Annotated in this window: 19 protein-coding genes; 11 read left to right on the top strand and 8 right to left on the bottom strand. The window is 66.5% G+C overall.

Annotated elements, in window-relative coordinates; translation table 11 throughout:
- Window position 1: 1 nt before the first annotated feature.
- Genes gspI through gspG form a run of 3 tightly spaced genes read right to left on the bottom strand, consistent with a single transcriptional unit; the run spans window position 2 to window position 1,228 of the window.
- On the bottom strand, window positions 2-361 hold the full coding sequence (gene gspI, locus ASD35_RS07655) for a type II secretion system minor pseudopilin GspI (RefSeq protein ID WP_056874265.1): 360 nt from the start codon (window positions 359-361) through the stop codon (window positions 2-4).
- Window positions 358-834 (bottom strand): type II secretion system protein, encoded by a 477-nt coding sequence (locus ASD35_RS07650; protein WP_235538266.1) that lies wholly within the window; start codon window positions 832-834, stop codon window positions 358-360. Before ASD35_RS07650 ends, gspI begins: the two co-directional genes overlap by 4 nt.
- A complete protein-coding gene (gene gspG, locus ASD35_RS07645) occupies window positions 806-1,228 on the bottom strand; it encodes a type II secretion system major pseudopilin GspG (protein ID WP_056874636.1) in 423 nt (140 codons plus the stop codon). The genes ASD35_RS07650 and gspG overlap by 29 nt, the downstream gene beginning before the upstream one ends.
- Before the next feature lie 54 nt (window positions 1,229-1,282).
- On the opposite strand from gspG, the gene ASD35_RS07640 reads away from it, so the two are divergent.
- Entirely contained in the window at window positions 1,283-1,906 is a 624-nt protein-coding gene (locus ASD35_RS07640; protein WP_157275423.1) for a hypothetical protein, read from the top strand.
- 3 nt (window positions 1,907-1,909) lie between these two features.
- Here the strand turns inward: ASD35_RS07640 and ASD35_RS07635 are convergent, their stop codons facing one another.
- Both ASD35_RS07635 and ilvA read right to left on the bottom strand, forming a co-directional pair.
- A complete protein-coding gene (locus ASD35_RS07635) occupies window positions 1,910-2,983 on the bottom strand; it encodes a nicotinate-nucleotide--dimethylbenzimidazole phosphoribosyltransferase (protein ID WP_056874262.1) in 1,074 nt (357 codons plus the stop codon).
- A gap of 33 nt (window positions 2,984-3,016) precedes the next feature.
- Window positions 3,017-4,537, bottom strand: coding sequence for a threonine ammonia-lyase, biosynthetic (ilvA, locus tag ASD35_RS07630; protein ID WP_157275458.1), 1,521 nt, complete (start codon window positions 4,535-4,537; stop codon window positions 3,017-3,019).
- Between the two features lie 314 nt (window positions 4,538-4,851).
- Here ilvA and ASD35_RS07625 point away from each other — a divergent pair, with 314 nt between their 5' ends.
- Window positions 4,852-5,283, top strand: coding sequence for an OsmC family protein (locus ASD35_RS07625; protein WP_056874635.1), 432 nt, complete (start codon window positions 4,852-4,854; stop codon window positions 5,281-5,283).
- Here ASD35_RS07625 and coq7 read toward each other — a convergent pair whose 3' ends face one another.
- The gene (gene coq7 / locus ASD35_RS07620; protein ID WP_056874260.1) at window positions 5,284-5,946 is read right to left on the bottom strand and encodes a 2-polyprenyl-3-methyl-6-methoxy-1,4-benzoquinone monooxygenase; all 663 of its coding nucleotides are present in this window, start codon (window positions 5,944-5,946) and stop codon (window positions 5,284-5,286) included.
- A 194-nt stretch (window positions 5,947-6,140) separates the two neighbouring features.
- On the opposite strand from coq7, the gene ASD35_RS07615 reads away from it, so the two are divergent.
- From ASD35_RS07615 to ASD35_RS07590, 6 genes are all read left to right on the top strand, one after another.
- A complete protein-coding gene (locus ASD35_RS07615; RefSeq protein ID WP_056874259.1) occupies window positions 6,141-7,178 on the top strand; it encodes a porin in 1,038 nt (345 codons plus the stop codon).
- A 111-nt stretch (window positions 7,179-7,289) separates the two neighbouring features.
- A complete protein-coding gene (locus ASD35_RS07610) occupies window positions 7,290-8,567 on the top strand; it encodes a porin (RefSeq protein WP_235538265.1) in 1,278 nt (425 codons plus the stop codon).
- A gap of 172 nt (window positions 8,568-8,739) precedes the next feature.
- Window positions 8,740-9,717: an ABC transporter permease gene (locus ASD35_RS07605; RefSeq protein ID WP_056874257.1), complete on the top strand. Its 978-nt coding sequence runs from the start codon at window positions 8,740-8,742 to the stop codon at window positions 9,715-9,717.
- Between the two features lie 2 nt (window positions 9,718-9,719).
- Complete coding sequence (locus ASD35_RS07600) at window positions 9,720-10,664, top strand: ABC transporter permease (RefSeq protein WP_056874256.1); 945 nt, start codon at window positions 9,720-9,722, stop codon at window positions 10,662-10,664.
- A complete protein-coding gene (locus ASD35_RS07595; RefSeq protein WP_056874255.1) occupies window positions 10,661-11,641 on the top strand; it encodes an ABC transporter ATP-binding protein in 981 nt (326 codons plus the stop codon). Before ASD35_RS07600 ends, ASD35_RS07595 begins: the two co-directional genes overlap by 4 nt.
- Complete coding sequence (locus ASD35_RS07590; RefSeq protein ID WP_056874254.1) at window positions 11,638-12,633, top strand: ABC transporter ATP-binding protein; 996 nt, start codon at window positions 11,638-11,640, stop codon at window positions 12,631-12,633. Before ASD35_RS07595 ends, ASD35_RS07590 begins: the two co-directional genes overlap by 4 nt.
- Here the strand turns inward: ASD35_RS07590 and ASD35_RS26500 are convergent.
- On the bottom strand, window positions 12,630-12,791 hold the full coding sequence (locus ASD35_RS26500; protein WP_082579978.1) for a lipoprotein: 162 nt from the start codon (window positions 12,789-12,791) through the stop codon (window positions 12,630-12,632). The genes ASD35_RS07590 and ASD35_RS26500 overlap by 4 nt on opposite strands.
- 11 nt (window positions 12,792-12,802) lie before the next feature.
- Between ASD35_RS26500 and cyaY the strand changes: the two genes are divergently transcribed.
- Window positions 12,803-13,138 carry an iron donor protein CyaY gene (cyaY, locus tag ASD35_RS07585; RefSeq protein WP_056874253.1) on the top strand — a complete coding sequence of 112 codons (336 nt, stop codon included), beginning with the start codon at window positions 12,803-12,805 and terminating at the stop codon, window positions 13,136-13,138.
- 7 nt (window positions 13,139-13,145) lie between these two features.
- Here cyaY and ASD35_RS07580 read toward each other — a convergent pair whose 3' ends face one another.
- The gene (locus ASD35_RS07580; protein ID WP_082579977.1) at window positions 13,146-15,539 is read right to left on the bottom strand and encodes a penicillin-binding protein 1A; all 2,394 of its coding nucleotides are present in this window, start codon (window positions 15,537-15,539) and stop codon (window positions 13,146-13,148) included.
- A 286-nt stretch (window positions 15,540-15,825) separates the two neighbouring features.
- On the opposite strand from ASD35_RS07580, the gene ASD35_RS07575 reads away from it, so the two are divergent.
- Together ASD35_RS07575 and ASD35_RS07570 are read left to right on the top strand one after the other, a co-directional pair.
- A complete protein-coding gene (locus tag ASD35_RS07575) occupies window positions 15,826-16,905 on the top strand; it encodes a pilus assembly protein PilM (protein WP_056874252.1) in 1,080 nt (359 codons plus the stop codon).
- Window positions 16,902-17,504 carry a PilN domain-containing protein gene (locus tag ASD35_RS07570; RefSeq protein WP_056874251.1) on the top strand — a complete coding sequence of 201 codons (603 nt, stop codon included), beginning with the start codon at window positions 16,902-16,904 and terminating at the stop codon, window positions 17,502-17,504. Before ASD35_RS07575 ends, ASD35_RS07570 begins: the two co-directional genes overlap by 4 nt.
- Window position 17,505: the final 1 nt, after the last annotated feature.

The raw sequence follows: 17,505 nt of genomic DNA, 5'->3' as shown, positions 1-17,505 counted from the left end.
GTCACCGGCCCATGATGGTGGACAGGGTCAGCACCGGCCGGCCCTGGTCGTCGGCGATGTCGGCCTCGACGCGCCGGAACTGCGGATTGGGCGTGGGGCTGACCTTGAGCTTGCCCGCGTAGCTGCGGCCGAGTTGTTCGCAGGCGAAGGGCGTTTCGCCGATGTCCGGGAATTGCCGCGTCAGGCGCAGCTCGGTCAGCATGTTCTCAGCGCACCACTGGCCCGAGCTGACCAGGGCCAGCCGTTCGGCGTTGGTGGCCAGCGCGCCTGCGGCCTTGATGCCAGCGCCCAGCGCGATGGCGACGATGACCAGGGCCACCAGCACCTCGATCAGCGTGAAGCCGTGCTGGCGCGACCTCATTGCGGCGTGACGACGTCGAAAGCCGCGAGGCCGTCGGTGGCCAGCACCACCTGCTGGCTGCCCAGTTGCAGGCGCAGGCGCTGGGCCGGGATGACCGGCTCGGGCCCGAGCACGAGGCCGGGGTTGGCCACGCTGGCGTTCTCGATCTGCACGGCCACCGGATCGCCGAGCCAGCGTGACGGCAGCTGCAGCGTGCGCGGCAGCCCGGTGAACTGGAAATCCTCGCCGGCCTTGCTGCCTCGCGGGATCCAGCGCACGGCCAGCCCCGAGGCACGGCTTTCGGCGCGCGCCGCCTCGAGCAATGCGGCCAGGCGTTGGGCCTCGCGCTGCAACTGCAGCTCGCCCGGGTCGCGCAGCGCCAGGGAGATGGTGGCGCTGGTGATGGCGATCAGCGCGACGACGACCAGCAGCTCGATGAGGGTGAAGCCGCCGGCCCTGCCGCGCTCACTGCCAGGAGCCGATGTCCGCGTCACGGCCCTCGCCGCCGGCGCGGCCGTCGGCGCCAAAGCTGTAGACATCGACCTCGCCCTTCACGCCGGGGTTGGCGAATTGGTAGGGGTGGCCCCAGGGGTCGTTGGGCAGCTTTTCCAGATAGGGCTTCCAGTTCGGCGGCGGCGTGCCGGCCGTGGGCTTCTGCACCAGGGCATTCAAGCCTTGCTCGGCGCTGGGGTAGCGCTGGTTGTCGAGCTTGTAGAGCTTCAGTGCCTGCATCAGGTTGTTGACATCGGTGCGCGCGGCGGTGACCCGTGCGTCCTCGGCGCGGTCCAGCACATTGGGCACGACAAGGGCTGCGAGCACGCCGATGATGACGAGCACGACCAGCAGTTCGATCAGCGTGAAGCCGCGGGCGAGAAAGGAACGGCGCATGGCGGAGGCGTGGAAGCGCAGAAGCTGGGGTGAGCGGGCCATCATAATGGCCTGATGCTTGCTCGATTCACGGCGTTTTCGGTGTGGCTGCTGCTTGGCGGCTCGGTGGCTTACTGGGGCCTGCAGTTGTTCGCGCGGCCGCTGGCCATGCCGCCGTCGGCGGTGCCGGCTGGCGAGGCCCGCGCCACGCAGGTCGACCTCGGCCGGCTGCTCGGTGTGGCTCCGCCGGAACCGGTCGCTGCCCCCGAGGTCGCGCCGTCAACCCGCCTGCGCCTGCTGGGTGTCGTGGCGCCAAAGAGCGCCCGTGCCGCGGACGCGGGCGAGGGCGTGGCGCTGATCGAAGTGGACGGCGTGCCGCGCACGGTGCGCGTCGGTGCGGTTGTCGATGGCGAGCTGCGCCTGCTGCGCGTCGATACCCGGAGCGCCAGCCTCGGCCTGGTCGGGCAGGCACCCACGCAGGTGCTGGAGATCAGCCCGCCCGCTGCGCCGATGACCGGCTCGCTGCCGCCGGCCGCGCCGTCGCCCGTCGTGCTTGGCGGCAATCCGCCCGCCGCCGCCGAGCAGATGCAGCCGCCGGTTCAACCCCCGCAGGGTCAGACGATGAGGCCCCCGATGTACGGTGGCGTGCCCTTGGCTGCGTCTGCGCCGAACCAGCCCCAGATGTTGCAGCAGCGCTGATCTTCAGGCGCCGAGGGTCGGCACCTGTGCGCCGGGCTCGGGCCGCGTGGCGAGGCGGGCTTCCGCGACCTCGTGCAAGTCGGTCAGCAGCGCGGCCGCCGCGCGGATCATGGGCCAGGCCAGCGCTGCGCCGGTGCCGTCGGCGCTGTCCATGCCCAGCTCCAGCAGCGCCGAGGCATGGAACAAGGTCAGCGCCTCGTCCAGGCCGCGGTGCACGTGGCTGCGGCAGAACACCGCGTAGTCGGTGACGGGCGCGCAGATCAGCGACGCGAGCTTGAGCGCGGCGCAAGCGGCGATGCCGTCCACGATGATGAGGCTGCGCTTGCTGGCCGCCACCAGCATGGCGCCCACCATGACGGCCAGCTCGTAGCCGCCGAAGGCCGCCAGCAGGTCCATCGGTTCCTTGGCGTCACGGTGCCGGGCCAGAGCGCCGTGCAGCACGTCGAGCAGGTGGGTGAGGTCGTCCTGGCGCATGGCCGGGCCGGACACGACGAAGTCGCGCACCGGCTGGTCGGCCAGGCGCGACAGCACGAGGGCTGCGCATTCCGCCGAGCCCTGGCCCATGCTGGCGCAGGCCAGCACGTTGCCGGGCAGGTTGTCGGCGATCTCCATGCCGACGCGCACGCCGGCGTGGGCCTGTTCCAGGCTCATGGCCTGGGCCGTGCGCGCGTTGCGCGTGCCGTGTGCGACCTTGCGGGCAAGCAGCCGCGCATGGGGCGGCAGGTTCTCGGCGACGCCGCAATCGACGACCGTCAGGTGCATGCCCTGCAGCCGCGCAAAGACGGACACCGGCAGCTGCGCGTGCAAGGCCATCTGGACCTGGTCCTTGGTGGCCCGGCCCCATTGCGCGCCGACGCCGTCGACGACGATGCCGTGGTCGGCCGCGAACAGCGCGAGCACGGGGTCACGGAAGCGGGGCGTCAGGCTGTTCTGCACGAGGCCCAGGCGGACGGCCAGCGGCTCCAGTTCGCCCAGCCCGCCAGCGATGGCCGAGCGTCGGTCGACACGGTCGCGAAGCGCCCGTTCCAGTTCTGGATTGGCGGTGGGGGAAATCAGCGACTGTTGGGCGACGGTCATGGCGCAGGCGTTGTCAGGCCCCCGGATTTCAACTCAAGCCAGGAACAAGCGATAGGCGGGGTTCGCCGATTCGTCTTCAAACGGGTAATTCAGGCTGGCAAGAAACTCCCGCAAGGCCGCGGCATCACCGCGTGGCACCTGGATGCCGACAAGGATGCGACCGTGGTCGGCGCCCTGGTTGCGGTAGTGGAACAGGCTGATGTTCCAGTCCGGATGCATGCTGGACAGGAACTTCATCAGGGCGCCGGGACGCTCGGGGAAGACGAAGCGGTACAGGCGCTCGTCGCGTGCCAGCTCGCTGCGGCCGCCGACCATGTGGCGGAGATGCTGCTTGGCCATCTCGTTGGTCGTCAGGTCCAGCGTCTCGAACCCGGCCTTGCTGAAGGTACGGGCCAGTTTGGCGGCCTCTTCGGGCTTGGAGATGGCGATGCCGACGAAGATGTGGGCGACATCGGCGTCGGCGATGCGATAGTTGAACTCGGTGACGCTGCGCGGCCCGAGCAGCTCGCAGAAACGCTTGAAGCTGCCGCGCGCCTCGGGAATGGTGACGGCGAACAGCGCCTCGCGGTGCTCGCCGACTTCGGCCCGCTCGGCGACGAAGCGCAGGCGGTCGAAGTTCATGTTGGCGCCGCAGGTGATGGCCACCAAGCTCTGGCCCTTGGCGCCGGTGGCCGCCACGTATTGCTTGACGGCCGCGACGCTCATCGCGCCCGAGGGCTCGAGGATGGAGCGGGTGTCTTCGAAGACGTCCTTGATCGCCGCGCAGACGGCGTCGGTGTCGACCACGATGAAGTCGTCGACCAGCTCGCGGGCGATGCGGAAGGTCTCTTCGCCGACCAGCTTGACGGCCGTGCCGTCGGCAAACAGCCCCACGTCCTGCAGCTGAACGCGGCGGCCGGCCCTGACCGAGCGCAGCATCGCGTCGGAGTCCGTCGTCTGCACGCCGATGATCTTGATCTCGGGCCGCAACGCCTTGACATAGGCCGCCACGCCGGAGATGAGGCCGCCCCCGCCGATGGCCACGAAGATGGCGTCGATGGGGCCGGGATGCTGGCGCAGCAGCTCCATCGCGATGGTGCCCTGGCCGGCGATGACGTCGGGGTCGTCGAAGGGGTGGACGAAGGTCAGCCCCTGGGCCTTCTCGAGCTCCAGCGCATGGCCATAGGCGTCCGTGAAGCTCTCGCCGAACAGCACGGCCTCGCCGCCGAGCGCCTTGACGGCGTCGACCTTGACCTGCGGCGTCGTCAACGGCATCACGATGACGGCGCGGCAGCCCAGTTTCTTGGCCGACAGCGCGACGCCTTGCGCGTGGTTGCCCGCCGAGGCGCAGATGACGCCCGCCGCGCGTTGCTCGGGCGTCAGGTGGGCCATCTTGTTGTAGGCACCGCGCAGCTTGAAGCTGAAGACGTCCTGCTCGTCCTCGCGCTTGAGCCAGACCTTGTTGCCCAGGCGCTTGGACAGCTTGGTCGCGGCGCTCAGGTCGGTCTCACGAGCGACTTCATAGACCCGGGCGTTCAGGATGCGCTGCAGGTAGCTGCCGCCCGGCGGCAGCATGGCGGGCACCTGGGAAGGCACGGGGGCCGACCCCTTGGCGGCAGCGGTGCGTCGGCGCGAGGGGGCGCTCATCAGGTCTCCATGGCATTTTGTTGCGGCGCCGCATGATAGGGGAGGCCTGTCTTGCGGCGCGGCGCCCGTGATGAGGGCAAAAAAAACCCGAGCTCTTGCAAGCTCGGGTTGAATCCACCATGGAGGCGGTGGAGGAGACAATCGGTGCGAAAACGTTTTCGCTTGGTTGACAGTTTAGCGCCGAGTTATGCTGCGCTGCAATATTTTTCTGTGAACGAATTGGAGCTTTGCCCCTAATGACCATGGAATGCACCGTCAGTTGGTTGGGCCCGGACGGCCCGAGTGGCATGAGCTTCGCTGCCGAGACCGGCAGTGGTCATGTATTGACGATGGACGGCGCCCCGGACGGTGGCGGTCGCAATCTGGCACCGCGGCCGATGGAAACGGTGCTGGCGGGCACCGGAGGCTGCACGGCCTATGACGTCGTGCTGATCCTCAAGCGCGGCCGGCACGATGTGCGCGGTTGCAAGGTGGCGCTGAAGGCCGAACGGGCGACGAGCGACCCCAAGGTCTTCACGGCCATCCATTTTCATTTCGTCGTCAGCGGCAAGGCGCTGAAGCCCGAAATCGTCGAGCGTGCCGTCGCGTTGTCGCACGAGAAGTACTGCTCGGCCACTGCCATGCTGGCCAGGACTTCGGCCATCACGACCTCCTTCGAGGTCGTCGAGGTCTGATCACACCCGGTGGGCCACGGTCGTCATGACCTTGGCGGCCGCGCGCATCAGCCGCCGGATCGGCGCCGGCAGGGGCAGGGCGCCGGCGGCGAGTGCCGCATCGGCATGCGCCGCTTCTTCGCGTTTCATCTGATCGACGATGGCGCGCGACGGCGCGTCGGTTTCGGGCAGGCGGTCCAGGTGAGAGGCGAGATGGGCTTCGACCTGGCGCTCGGTTTCGACGACGAAGCCCAGGCTCCAGCGGTCGCCTGCCAAGCCGGCCAGACTGCCGCAGGCGAAGGCGCCTGCCCACCACAGCGGCACCAGATGGCTGGTGTGCGTGCCCAGCTCGGTCACTCGGGCTGCCGTCCAGGCCAGGTGATCCAGTTCTTCCTCAGCAGCTTGCTCGAAATGCCAGCGCTGTTCATCGGTCCGGCTGAACAACGCCTGGGATTGGTAGAGCGCCTGGGCGCAGATTTCGCCGACATGGTTGACGCGCATCAGAGCGCCGGCCTCGCCGGCTTCTGCGGCTTTCAAAACGGGGCGTGCCATGCCCGTTGCTGGCGAAGGACGCCCAGCGTGGGGCGAAGCAAAGACGGTACGCAATCCGGAATCGAGGGCGCCGAGGCAGCGGTCTCCAAAACTCACGGAGCGCCGAAGAGGTGTGCTTGCGTTCGGATGCATTCAGTTAAGCAGTGTTTCCATGAAGAAATGATGAACCGCGACGCCGTTGTGGTCAGGCAACGGCAACACACAATTTCATATCCGTGAATTCCCCAGGGGGTCCAACCTGTAGTGGAATACGCGCACTTCCTCATAGGAGGTGAGTCGACAGTCTGTTCGGGACAGCGACTCGGATGAATACCTAGGAGTATCGAATGAAGAAAGCTCTGATTGCCCTGGCCGTCCTCGGTCTGACCGGTGGCGCCGCTGTGGCGCAATCCTCCGTCACCCTCTTCGGCGTCCTCGATGCTGACCTGAAGTACGTCAAGACCGGCGACCTCACGATGAAGAAGCTGGACTCCGGTGGCCTGAACACCAGCCGTCTGGGCGTGCGTGGCACGGAAGACCTCGGCGGCGGCCTGAAGGCCGGCTTCTGGCTGGAAACCCAAGTCGACACCGACACCGGCACAACTGGCACCGGCGCTTTCTGGGGCCGCCGCGCCACCGTGAGCCTGTCGGGCGACTTCGGTGAAGTGCGCCTGGGCCGCAACAAGACGGTCTCGCGTCTGCACCTCGAGGACTTCGACCCGACCTCATTCACCGGTCTGGGCAGCGTCAGCGTCCTGTACAGCAACCTCGGCAGCGGCAACAGCACGTCCTACGGTCGCGCCGACAATCTGGCGTCGTATTCCCTGCCCACCAATCTGGGCGGCTTCTACGGCGGCGTGGACGTCTCGGCCGGCGAAGGCACGAGCACCAACAAGGGCCAGTCGGTCCGTCTGGGCTACAAGCAGGGCCCCCTGCACGTGTCTGGCGCCTATGCCAGCACGTCCAATGCGGCTGACAGCAGCAAGTTCAAGCTGGCTTCGCTCGGCGGCGCGTATGACTTCGGCGTGGTTCGCCCGTCGCTGTCCTATACCCAAACCAAGTACCTGTCGCGCGAGCAGAAGATCTGGACGGCCGCCGTCACCGTGCCGCTGGGCCAGCAGGGCCAACTGTGGGGCTCCTTCACGGATGCCAAGGCCAATGGCGTCGCCGAGACGGCCGCCGCGGGCTACACCCCGATCGGCGATGCCAAGCTCTACGCCGTGGGCTACATCCACAGCGTGTCCAAGCGCACCGCTCTGTACACGACGTTCTCGCAACTCAAGAACGACGGTGCTGCACGCTTCATCATCGGTGGCGCTCCTGCCGCGACTGCCAACGGCCAGAAGTCCAGCGGCTTCGACGTCGGCATCCGCCACAGCTTCTGATCCCGGCGGCCCAGCCGCTTGCAATCAGCAAAGCCGCCTTCGGGCGGCTTTTTATTTGTCCTGTCCGGGACAGGGGAATCGCTGTGTACTAGGAACAACAGCCCCTGCGTTATGGCAGGGCAGTTCGCTGAGAATGGTCCGGTTCACCTTTCTTCGCAGGAGACAACGTTGATGAAAAAAGCAACCTTGGCCGTCGCCATTCTGGCAGCCAGCACTTCCGCCGCATGGGCTCAGTCCAGCGTCACCCTGTATGGCATCGTGGACGCAGCCGTGCGCTACACGACGAATTCAAATCCGGGCGTCGCACAGAAGCAGCTTGTTCCGGGCGGTATGTCGCAGAGCCGTCTGGGCATCAATGTCACCGAGGACCTCGGTGGCGGCCTGAAGGCCTTGGCCAACATGGAGCATCGCCTGAGTTCCGATACGGGCGCCGTCGCCGCTGCGGATTTCTGGCGCCAGGTCTGGGTCGGCATCCAGTCAAATGAATTCGGCCAGATCCGCCTCGGCCGCCAATACAACATCCTGTTCGACCTCTACACGTCGACCTTCGCCTCCTTCCGTTACTCGCCGTACATCGAGGCTTACAAGCCCGAGATCGGCATGTCCATGGCTGCGCGCCAGGACAACATGGTCAAGTACCTGGTTCAGCTGGGTAATGTCTATGGCGAGATTCAGGTCAGCGCAGGCGAGGGCCAGTCGGGTGCGGCTGCACAGCTGCCCAACAAGACCATCGGCGGCCTGCTGCGCTACAGCGACGGCACCTTCGGTGCGGGCGGTGCCTATCTGCAAGCCACCGAGCAGACCGGCCGCAAGATCAAGGCCACCGTGCTCGGCGCGTCGTACACGTCCGGTCCGCTGTACGTGCATGCGTCCTGGGGTCAGAACAAGTTCGAGAACCCCTTCGGCCTGCTGAACCAGACGAGCGCCCCGGCATTCGCTGCATCGGCCGCTGCCAATGGTCCGTTCGCCGTTGCCCTGGGCACCCGCGGTGCCTACACGTCCGGCTTGCTTGGCGCCAGCATCTTCAACAACGATGCATTCGACATCAACAAGCGCACGATGCTGATGTTCGGCGCCACGTATCAGCTGACCCCGCAGCTGAACATCGGCGGCAATGTCTGGTTGAGCGAGCAGACCCATTACGGCACCGTGCAGAACCTGGCCGCTCCGTTTGCAGCGGCTTTCGGCGCAAGCGCCTCGGGCTTCAGCACCAACGCCAACACCAAGTCGAAGGCCGACTTCTTCGCAGTGGTGCTGGATTACGCGTTCTCGAAGCGCACCGACGCCTACCTGGAATTCGACTACACGAAGACCCGCGGCGAAGTGAGCTTCCTGAACGGCGCCACCAAGCGTGGCGGCGCGATGCTGGGCCTGCGTCACCGCTTCTGATCGACCCGGCAGGCTGGGCCTGCCGTGCTTGCAACGGGCCGCGTCAGCGGCCCGTTTTCATTGGCGCCCGACTTGAAGGCTAGGGGTTTCCCGGGGCTCTCAAGGCTCCCGCCTTCGCCATGATCGCGCCTTCGTGCGGCGCAGAGACGCGGCCGCACGCTTTCGAATCTTCATGCTGGTTTTCATTCTCCGCCGCCTGGCTCAGGCCGTTGTAGTCATGCTGTCGGTGGCTTTCATCGCCTTCATGCTGTTCCAGTACGTCGGCGACCCGGTCACCAATCTGCTGGGCCAGGACGCGACCGAGGAGCAGCGCATCGCGCTGCGCAAGGACCTCGGCCTGGACCAACCCTTCCCCGTGCAGTTCGCGCGCTTTGCCGGCAACGCAGCCCAGGGGGAGTTCGGCATCAGCCTGCGCCAGGGCCGCAAGGTCTCGACGCTGATCGTCGAGCGCTTCCCTGCGACGCTGGAGCTTTCCCTCGTCGCTGGCCTGATTGCATTGGGCCTCGGCATACCCCTGGGCGTCTATGCCGCGCTGCGCCGCGGCAAGGCCAGTGCGCAGCTGCTGATGACCGGCACGTTATTCGGCGTCAGCCTGCCCAACTTCGTCATCGGCATCGTGCTGATCTGGGTCTTTGCCGTCGAGCTGAAATGGCTGCCCAGCTTCGGCCGCGGCGAGGTCGTCGATTTCGGCGGCTGGACCTCGGGCCTGCTGACCCGCGACGGCCTGCTGCACCTCATCCTGCCGGCGTTCACGCTGTCCGCCTTCCAGCTCACGCTGATCATGCGGCTGGTGCGCGCCGAGATGCTGGAGGTGCTCCGCACCGACTACATCCGCTTTGCCCGCGCCCGCGGCCTGACGGACCGCAGCGTCTACTTCGGCCATGCGCTGAAGAACACGCTGGTGCCCGTCATCACCATCACCGGCCTGCAGCTGGGTTCGCTGATCGCGTTCGCCATCATCACCGAGCAGGTCTTCCAGTGGCCCGGCATGGGCCTGCTCTTCATCCAGGCCGTGCAGTTCGCCGACATCCCGGTGATGGCCGCCTACCTGTGCCTGATCTCGCTGATCTTCGTCGTCATCAACCTCGGCGTCGATCTGCTCTATTTCGCCGTCGACCCGCGCCTGCGGATCGAAGGCAAGGCGCATTGACCATGGCCGTTGACGCCAACTCCAACCCCACCGCTTCGGCTTCGGCTCTGCGTGGCTTTTTCGACGGCGACGTCTGGCATTCCTTCCGCAACTCGCCGGTTGCCGTGCTGGCAGCCGTCATCACGCTGGTCTGTTTCGTCTGCGCGTTGTTTGCCGAAGGGGTTGCGCCGCACAACCCATTCGATCTCGCGACGCTGGAGCTGATGGATTCACTGAAGCCGCCGGCCTGGGTGGAGGGGGGCGAGCCCAAGTACCTGCTCGGCACAGACGGCCAGGGCCGTGACATCCTGTCCGCGTTGATGTATGGCGCGCGCATCTCGCTGCTGGTCGGTTTCGCGTCCGTGCTGTTGTCCATCCTGATCGGCGTCACGCTCGGCCTGCTGGCCGGTTTTGTCGGCGGGCGGGTCGACGCCTTCATCATGCGCATCTGCGACGTGATGCTGTCCTTCCCGTCCATCCTTGTCGCGCTGATGATCAGCGGCATCGGCCGCAGCCTGTTCCCGAATGCGCACGACATGCTGGCCTTCGTCGTGCTCGTGCTGGCCATCTCGCTGACCGGCTGGGTGCAGTACGCACGCACGGTGCGCGGCTCCACGCTGGTGGAGCGCAACAAGGAATACGTTCAGGCTGCCCGCGTGATTGGCGTCGGGTCGCTGCGCATCATGCGCCGCCATGTGCTGCCCAATGTGCTCGGCCCCGTGCTTGTGCTGGCCACCATCCAGATCGCCTCGGCCATCATCACCGAGGCGACGCTGTCATTCCTCGGCGTCGGCGTGCCGGCCACCAGCCCGTCGCTGGGCACCTTGATCCGCAACGGCAACGACTACCTGTTCTCGGGCGAATGGTGGATCACCGCCTGGCCCAGCCTGACGCTGGTGCTGATCACGCTCAGCGTGAACCTGCTGGGCGACTGGCTGCGCGACGCGCTCAACCCCCGTCTGCGATGACCGCTCCCTTGCTCGAAGTCAGCCACCTACGGGTGGAGTTCCCGACCCGCCGCGGCACGCTGCTGGCGCTGGATGACATCTCCTTCTCCATCGCCCCGGGCGAGATTCTGGGTGTCGTCGGCGAATCCGGCGCCGGCAAGTCGCTCACCGGCGCGGCCATCATCGGTCTGCTGGACCCGCCGGGCCGCATTGCCGCGGGCGAGATCAAGCTGGCCGGCCGGCGCATCGACAACCTGCCTTACGAGCAGATGCGCCGGGTGCGTGGGCGCGAGATCGGTGCCGTCTTCCAGGATCCGCTGACGTCGTTGAATCCGCTTTACACGGTGGGCCAGCAACTCGTCGAGACCATCACGACGCACCTGGACCTGTCGGCTTCGCAGGCACGCGTTCGCGCCATCGAGTTGCTCGCCTCCACCGGCATCCCGGCCCCCGCGGCCCGCATCGACCACTACCCGCACCAGTTCTCCGGCGGCATGCGCCAGCGCGTGGTCATTGCGCTGGCCCTCGCAGCCAATCCCAAGCTCATCGTGGCCGACGAGCCGACGACCGCGCTGGACGTGTCCATCCAGGCGCAGATCATTGCGCTGCTGAAGAAGGTCTGCAAAGAGCAGGGCGCGGCCGTCATGCTGGTCACGCACGACATGGGCGTCATCGCCGAGACCTGCGACCGCGTGGCCGTCATGTACGCCGGCCGCGTCGCCGAGATCGGGCCGGTCGCCGACATCATCCACAGGCCCGCCCACCCGTATACGGTGGGTCTGATGGGCTCCATCCCGGCCATGGACGAGGACCGTGAACGGCTGCTGCAGATCGACGGCTCGATGCCGCGGCTGACCGCCATCCCGCCCGGCTGCGCGTTCAACCCGCGCTGCCCGCGCGTCGTCGACCGCTGCCGCATCGATCGGCCCGACTTGTTCGACGTCAATGCCACGCGCGCCGCCTGCTGGCGCCCGGTGACCGTGGAGGTGGCGCGATGAGCAAGCCTCTCGTGGAGGTCCATGACCTCGCCAAGGTCTTCGACGTGTCGCCGCCGTGGCTGAACCGGGTCGTGGAGCGCAAGCCCAGGGCCTTCGTGCATGCGGTCGACGGCGTGTCGTTCGCCATCGAGCGCGGCAAGACGCTGGCGCTGGTGGGCGAGAGCGGCTGTGGCAAGAGCACGGTGGCGCGCCTGCTGGTCGGCCTCTACGGGCCGACGCGCGGCAGCGTCAGTTTTGACGGCGAAGACATCGCAAAGACGCTCGCCGGCCCGGGCGCTGGCCCGCTGCGCCGGCGCATGCAGATGATCTTCCAGGATCCGTATGCGTCCTTGAATCCACGCTGGACGGTGTTGGACATCGTCGCCGAGCCGCTGCGCGAGCATGGCCTGGTGAAGGGCGACGCCGATGCGCGCCAGCGGGTCGGCGAGCTGCTGAGTTCGGTGGGGCTGAATCCGGCCGATGCGGAGAAGTTCCCGCACCAGTTCTCCGGTGGGCAGCGCCAGCGCATCTCCATCGCTCGCGCGCTCGCGACCCAGCCCGAGTTCCTCGTCTGCGACGAGCCGACCTCGGCGCTGGATGTGTCGGTGCAGGCGCAGGTGCTCAACATCATGAAGGACCTGCAGCGCGAGCGCGGCCTGACTTACCTCTTCATTTCGCACAACCTTGCCGTCGTGCGTCATGTGGCCGACCAGGTCGGCGTCATGTACCTCGGCCGGCTTGTCGAGGTGGCGGACAAGGCCACGCTGTTCGCGCGCCCACAGCACCCCTACACGCGCATGCTGCTGGACGCGATCCCCGACATCCACATGAGCGGCCGCGCTCGCACGCCAGTGCAAGGCGAGGTGCCCAACCCGCTCAACCCGCCGAGCGGCTGCAGCTTTCATCCGCGCTGCCCGTTGTCCAATGAACGCTGCAAGGTCGAGCGGCCGGCGCTGCTCGAACTTCGTGGTGTGCGCGTGGCCTGCCACGCGGTGGAGGAGGGGCGCGCCTAACGCGTCGGTGCGGAGGCGGGCGCCGACGCCGCGTCGGCCGGCTTGGCCAGCGTGAGCGGCCCTTTCTGGCCACAACCCGCGAGAGCGGTAAGGGTGATGGCCAAGGCGATGATCTTTGCTAGGGTAGGCGCGCCTACACTGACGGGAGTCTTCTTCATCCGCCCAGTTTATGTCCCTGTCCGACGCCGACTATCACGCCAAGGCCCACGCCCTGCTCGCCCGCATCGAGGCGCAAGTGGATGCATGGCTGGAAGAGGACGTGGTCGACATCGACAGCCACCGCACCGGCGGCCTGCTGGAACTCAGCATGCCGGGCGGCAGCAAGATCGTCATCAACACGCAGCCGCCGCTGCAGGAGATCTGGCTGGCCGCGCGCTCGGGCGGCTACCACTTCAAGTGGGATGGCGCGCAGTGGGTGGACCGCGAGGGCCAGGAGTTCTGCGCACGGCTGTCGCGCAGCGCGAGCGAACAGGCGGGGCAGGCGCTGAAGTTCAGCGCCTGCTGAGGGTGGCTCAGCGTTTGAAGAGGTCCAGGATGGACTTCTTCTCATCCTCGGTCGTCGTGCCGGGGACGGTCGGTTCATTCGACAACTCGCGCACGCCGCTGCCCGAGGTGTATTCCTCGTAGAACCACTCACCATTGATGTTGGTGATGCCTTCGGGCGGCGTCATCTCGTCGACCGGCTTGCCGCGCAGCGCGAACTGCATGTATTCGATCCAGACCGGCAGGCTCAAGCCGCCACCGGTTTCGCGGTCGCCGAGCTTGCGGGGCTGGTCGTAGCCGATCCAGACGATGGCAACCACATCCTTCTGGTAGCCGGCGAACCAGGCGTCCATCGAGTCGTTGGTGGTGCCTGTCTTGCCATAGATGTCCGGGCGCTTCAGCGTGGCTTGCGCGCGCGCGGCGGTGCCGCTGCGCGTGACCTCCTGCAGCAGGCTGCTCATCAGGAAGGCATTGCGTGGCTCGATGGCGCGGGCGTTGTCCGCCAGTGCGACCGGCAGAGCCTCGTAGAGCAGCCGCCCCTTGTTGTCGGTGATGCGGCTGATCAGCTGCGGGCTGACGCGGTAGCCGCCGTTGGCGAACACCGCGTAGCCCTGCGCCATCTGCATCGGCGTCACCGAGCCGGCGCCCAGTGCCATCGTCAGATAGGCCGGATGCTTTTCGGCCTCGAAGCCGAAGCGGGTCAGCCAGTCCTGCGCATAGCGCACGCCGATGGAGTGCAGCACGCGGATGGACACCATGTTCTTGGACTTGGCCAGCGCCGTGCGCAGCGGCATCGGGCCCTCGAACTTGCCGTCGTAGTTCTTCGGCTCCCACGGCTGGCTGCCGGTCGTGCCGGCGTCGAAGAACAGCGGCGCGTCGTTGACGACCGTGGCCGGCGTGAAGCCCTTTTCCAGTGCGGCCGAATAGATGAAAGGCTTGAAGCTGGAGCCCGGCTGCCGCCAGGCCTGAATCACATGGTTGAACTTGTTCTTCGCATAGTCGAAGCCGCCGACCATGGCGCGCACCTGGCCGTTGTGCGGGTCCAGCGACACGAACGCGCCTTCGACCTCGGGCAACTGGGTGATGGTCCATTCGCCGCCGTCCTTCTGCTTGGGGCCCTTGACGACGCGGATGACGGCGCCGCGGCGGATGCGTGTCTTGGGGTTGCCCTTCTCGGCCAGGCCCGAGGTCGCGGGCTTGAGGCCTTCGCTGGTGATGGTGATGGCGTCGCCGCTTTGCAACACGGCCGTCACTTTTTTCGGGTCCGCTTCGAGCACGACGGCGGCCAGCAGTTCGTCGTTGGCCGGGTGGTCAGCCAGTGCTTCCGCGATGCGCGTGTCCAGCGCCTTGGCGTCGCCGGGCAGGTCGGCGTAGGCCTCCGGGCCGCGGTAGACCTGGCGCTTCTCGTAGTCGAGGATGCCGCGGCGCAGCGCGCGGTAGGCCACGTTCTGCTCGGCGCTGTTCAGCGTCAGGTAGACGTTCAGGCCGCGTGAGTAGGCCTCGTCGCCGTACTGGCTGAAGATCAACTGGCGCGCTGCCTCGGCGACGAATTCGGCATGCGAGACCGACTCCGGCACCGGGCGGATGCGCAGCTTCTCGGCCTTGGCCTCGTCGCGCTGCTCCTCGGTGATGTAGCCCGTCTCGTACATCCGCTCGATGATGTACTGCTGGCGGATGGTCGCGCGCTTGGGGTTGTTGATGGGGTTGTAGGCCGACGGCGCCTTCGGCAGGCCGGCCAGCATCGCGGCCTCGGCGATGCTGATCTTGTCCAGCGGCTTGCCGAAATAGATCTCGCTGGCGGCCGCGAAGCCGTGTGCGCGGTGGCCCAGGAAGATCTGGTTCATGTAGATCTCGAGGATCTTCTCCTTGGGCAGGGCCGCCTCGATCTTCAGCGCGAGCAGGATCTCGTAGATCTTGCGTGTGAAGGTCTTCTCCGTGGACAGGTAGAAGTTGCGCGCCACCTGCATCGTGATCGTCGAGGCGCCCTGGCTGCGCGACTCGCCGACGTTGGCGAGGCCGGCGCGGATGACGCCCAGGTAGTCCACGCCGCCGTGCTGGTAGAAGCGCGCGTCCTCGATGGCAAGCACGGCTTCCTGCATGACCTTGGGGATCTCCTGGATGGGCCGGTAGCTGCGACGCTCCTCGCCGAACTCGCCAAGCAGCACGCCGTCGCTGGACAGCACCCGCATGGGCAGCTTGGGGCGGTAGTCCGTCAGCCCGCTGATGTCCGGCAGGTTGGGGTAGGCGAGGGCCAGGCCCAGCGCCAGCAGCAACGCCGCAGCTGCGACGCCGCCGGCCAGCAGGCCGAGCGCCCACAGCGCCAGATGACCCAGACGGGGCGCGATAGCTTTGGTGCGAGGGGCGGGGCCGGCGCCGGCTGCGGTGGAAGGGCTGGACGCAGCGGATCGGAGCTTGTCTGTCATGTACCGGCGGAGCAAGCCCGTGAGGGCGCGAGGGGATGAGGCGGTTGATTATAGGAAGCGCGGCATTCCATCTTTTATACGAAGCGAGGTTGTAAACGACGTGTCAAATGAACGCTTCCCCTGTGTTTTTCAGGAGCTTGCAAGTTCGTAGGTTCGTGTATGTTTAGCAACGTGGCGTTACGCGCTCGCGGCGGATTTGCGTTCGGCGTCAACGGCTTTGCTGCTAGCATTCAAGTAACTTATTAATAGTCCGATACGTAAGCCGACGTGTCGGGAGACAAAGGGCATGGGAATACTCGACGCACTTTTGGGTCGCAAGCACCCAGCCTTGATTGGCCTGGATATCAGTTCATCGAGCGTCAAGCTGGTGGAATTGAGCCAGACCGCGAGCGGCGAATTCGTGCTGGAGCGTTTCGCCAGCGAACCGTTCGAAAAGGGCTGGATCGCCGACGGCCAGATCGAGAAGTTCGACGAAGTGGCCGACGCCGTGCGCCGCGTTGTCGCGCGCAGCGGCAGCAAGACCCGTGACGCCGCGCTGGCGATGCCGCAGTCGGCCGTCATCACCAAGAAGATCATGTTGCCCGCAGGCCTGCGCGAGGAAGAACTCGAACTGCAGGTCGAGGCCGAGGCCAACCAGTACATCCCCTTCTCGCTGGACGAGGTCAGCCTGGACTTCTGCGTCATCGGCCCGAGCCCGACCTCCGTCGGCGACGTCGAGGTGTTGATCGCCGCCTCCCGCAAAGACCGCGTGCAGGACCGTCAGGGCCTGGCGGAGGCGGCCGGCCTGCGCCCGGTCGTGCTCGATATCGAATCGCATGCCTCGCGCATGGCCATGGGCCGCCTGGTTGCGGCCCTGCCCAACGAAGGCAAGGATGCGCTGGTTGCGCTGTTCGAGATCGGCGCCGACACGACCAGCCTCAAGGTGTTGCGCGACGACGAACTGCTTTACGACCGTGACCAGTCCTTCGGCGGCTCCCAGTTGACGCAGCTCATTTCGCGCCAGTACGGCTTCTCCTTCGAGGAGGCCGAGCAGAAGAAGCTCTCCAACGAGCTGCCCGAGGACTACGAGACCGGTGTGCTGAATCCCTTCGTCGACAGCCTGTCGCAGGAGATCGGCCGTGCCCTGCAGTACTTCTTCACCAGCACGCCGCATCACAAGGTGCACTACGTGATGCTGGCCGGTGGGACGGCGACGCTGCCCGGCCTCAAGGAGCGCGTGACCGACTTGACGGGCTTCGCCTGCATGGTGGTGAACCCCTTCGAAAACATGGCCATGGGCTCCTCGGTGCGCGAGTCCAAGCTGCAGCGTGAGGCACCGTCTTACCTGACCGCCTGCGGCCTCGCGATGCGGAGGTTCTTCCAGTGATCCTGATCAATCTGCTGCCTTACCGCGAGGAAAGGCGCAAGCGGCGCAAGGCCGCCTTCTTTGCCGGCCTGGGCCTGGCGGGCCTGCTTGGCGCCGGGTTGGTCGTTGCGGCTTACTTGCTGCTGCAGTTCCTCACGTCGGAGCAGCAATCGCGCAACCAGTACGTCCAGAACGAGATCTCGCGGCTTGAGGCGCAGATCAAGGACATTGCCAACCTGAAGGCCGAGATCGAGTCGCTGAAATCGCGCCAGCGTGCGGTGGAGGATCTGCAGACCGATCGCAACACGCCGGTGCAATTGCTGAACGACCTGGCCCGGCTGTCGCCGGAAGGCGTTTACCTGACGGCGATCCGTCAGGACAACAAGGTTGTCACCATCAGCGGCATCGCCCAGACCAACGAACGCGTTTCCGAGTTTCTGCGCAACGTCTCGCGCAACTCCGAATGGCTGGAAAAACCGGACCTCATCGAAGTCAAGCTGGCGAACGTCAGCACCAACAGCCGCGACCAGCGCCGGCTGCTGGACTTCTCGATGAAGGTCTCGATCAAGGCGCCGCCGCGCGAGACCGCATCGGGCGCTTCTGCCCCGCAGAAGGGCTGAT

This window comes from Pelomonas sp. Root1444 (assembly GCF_001426885.1).
Lineage (GTDB): Bacteria > Pseudomonadota > Gammaproteobacteria > Burkholderiales > Burkholderiaceae_C > Pelomonas.
The sequence above is the reverse complement of the archived record's forward strand: the minus strand, read 5'-3'. Positions and strand labels throughout refer to the sequence as shown.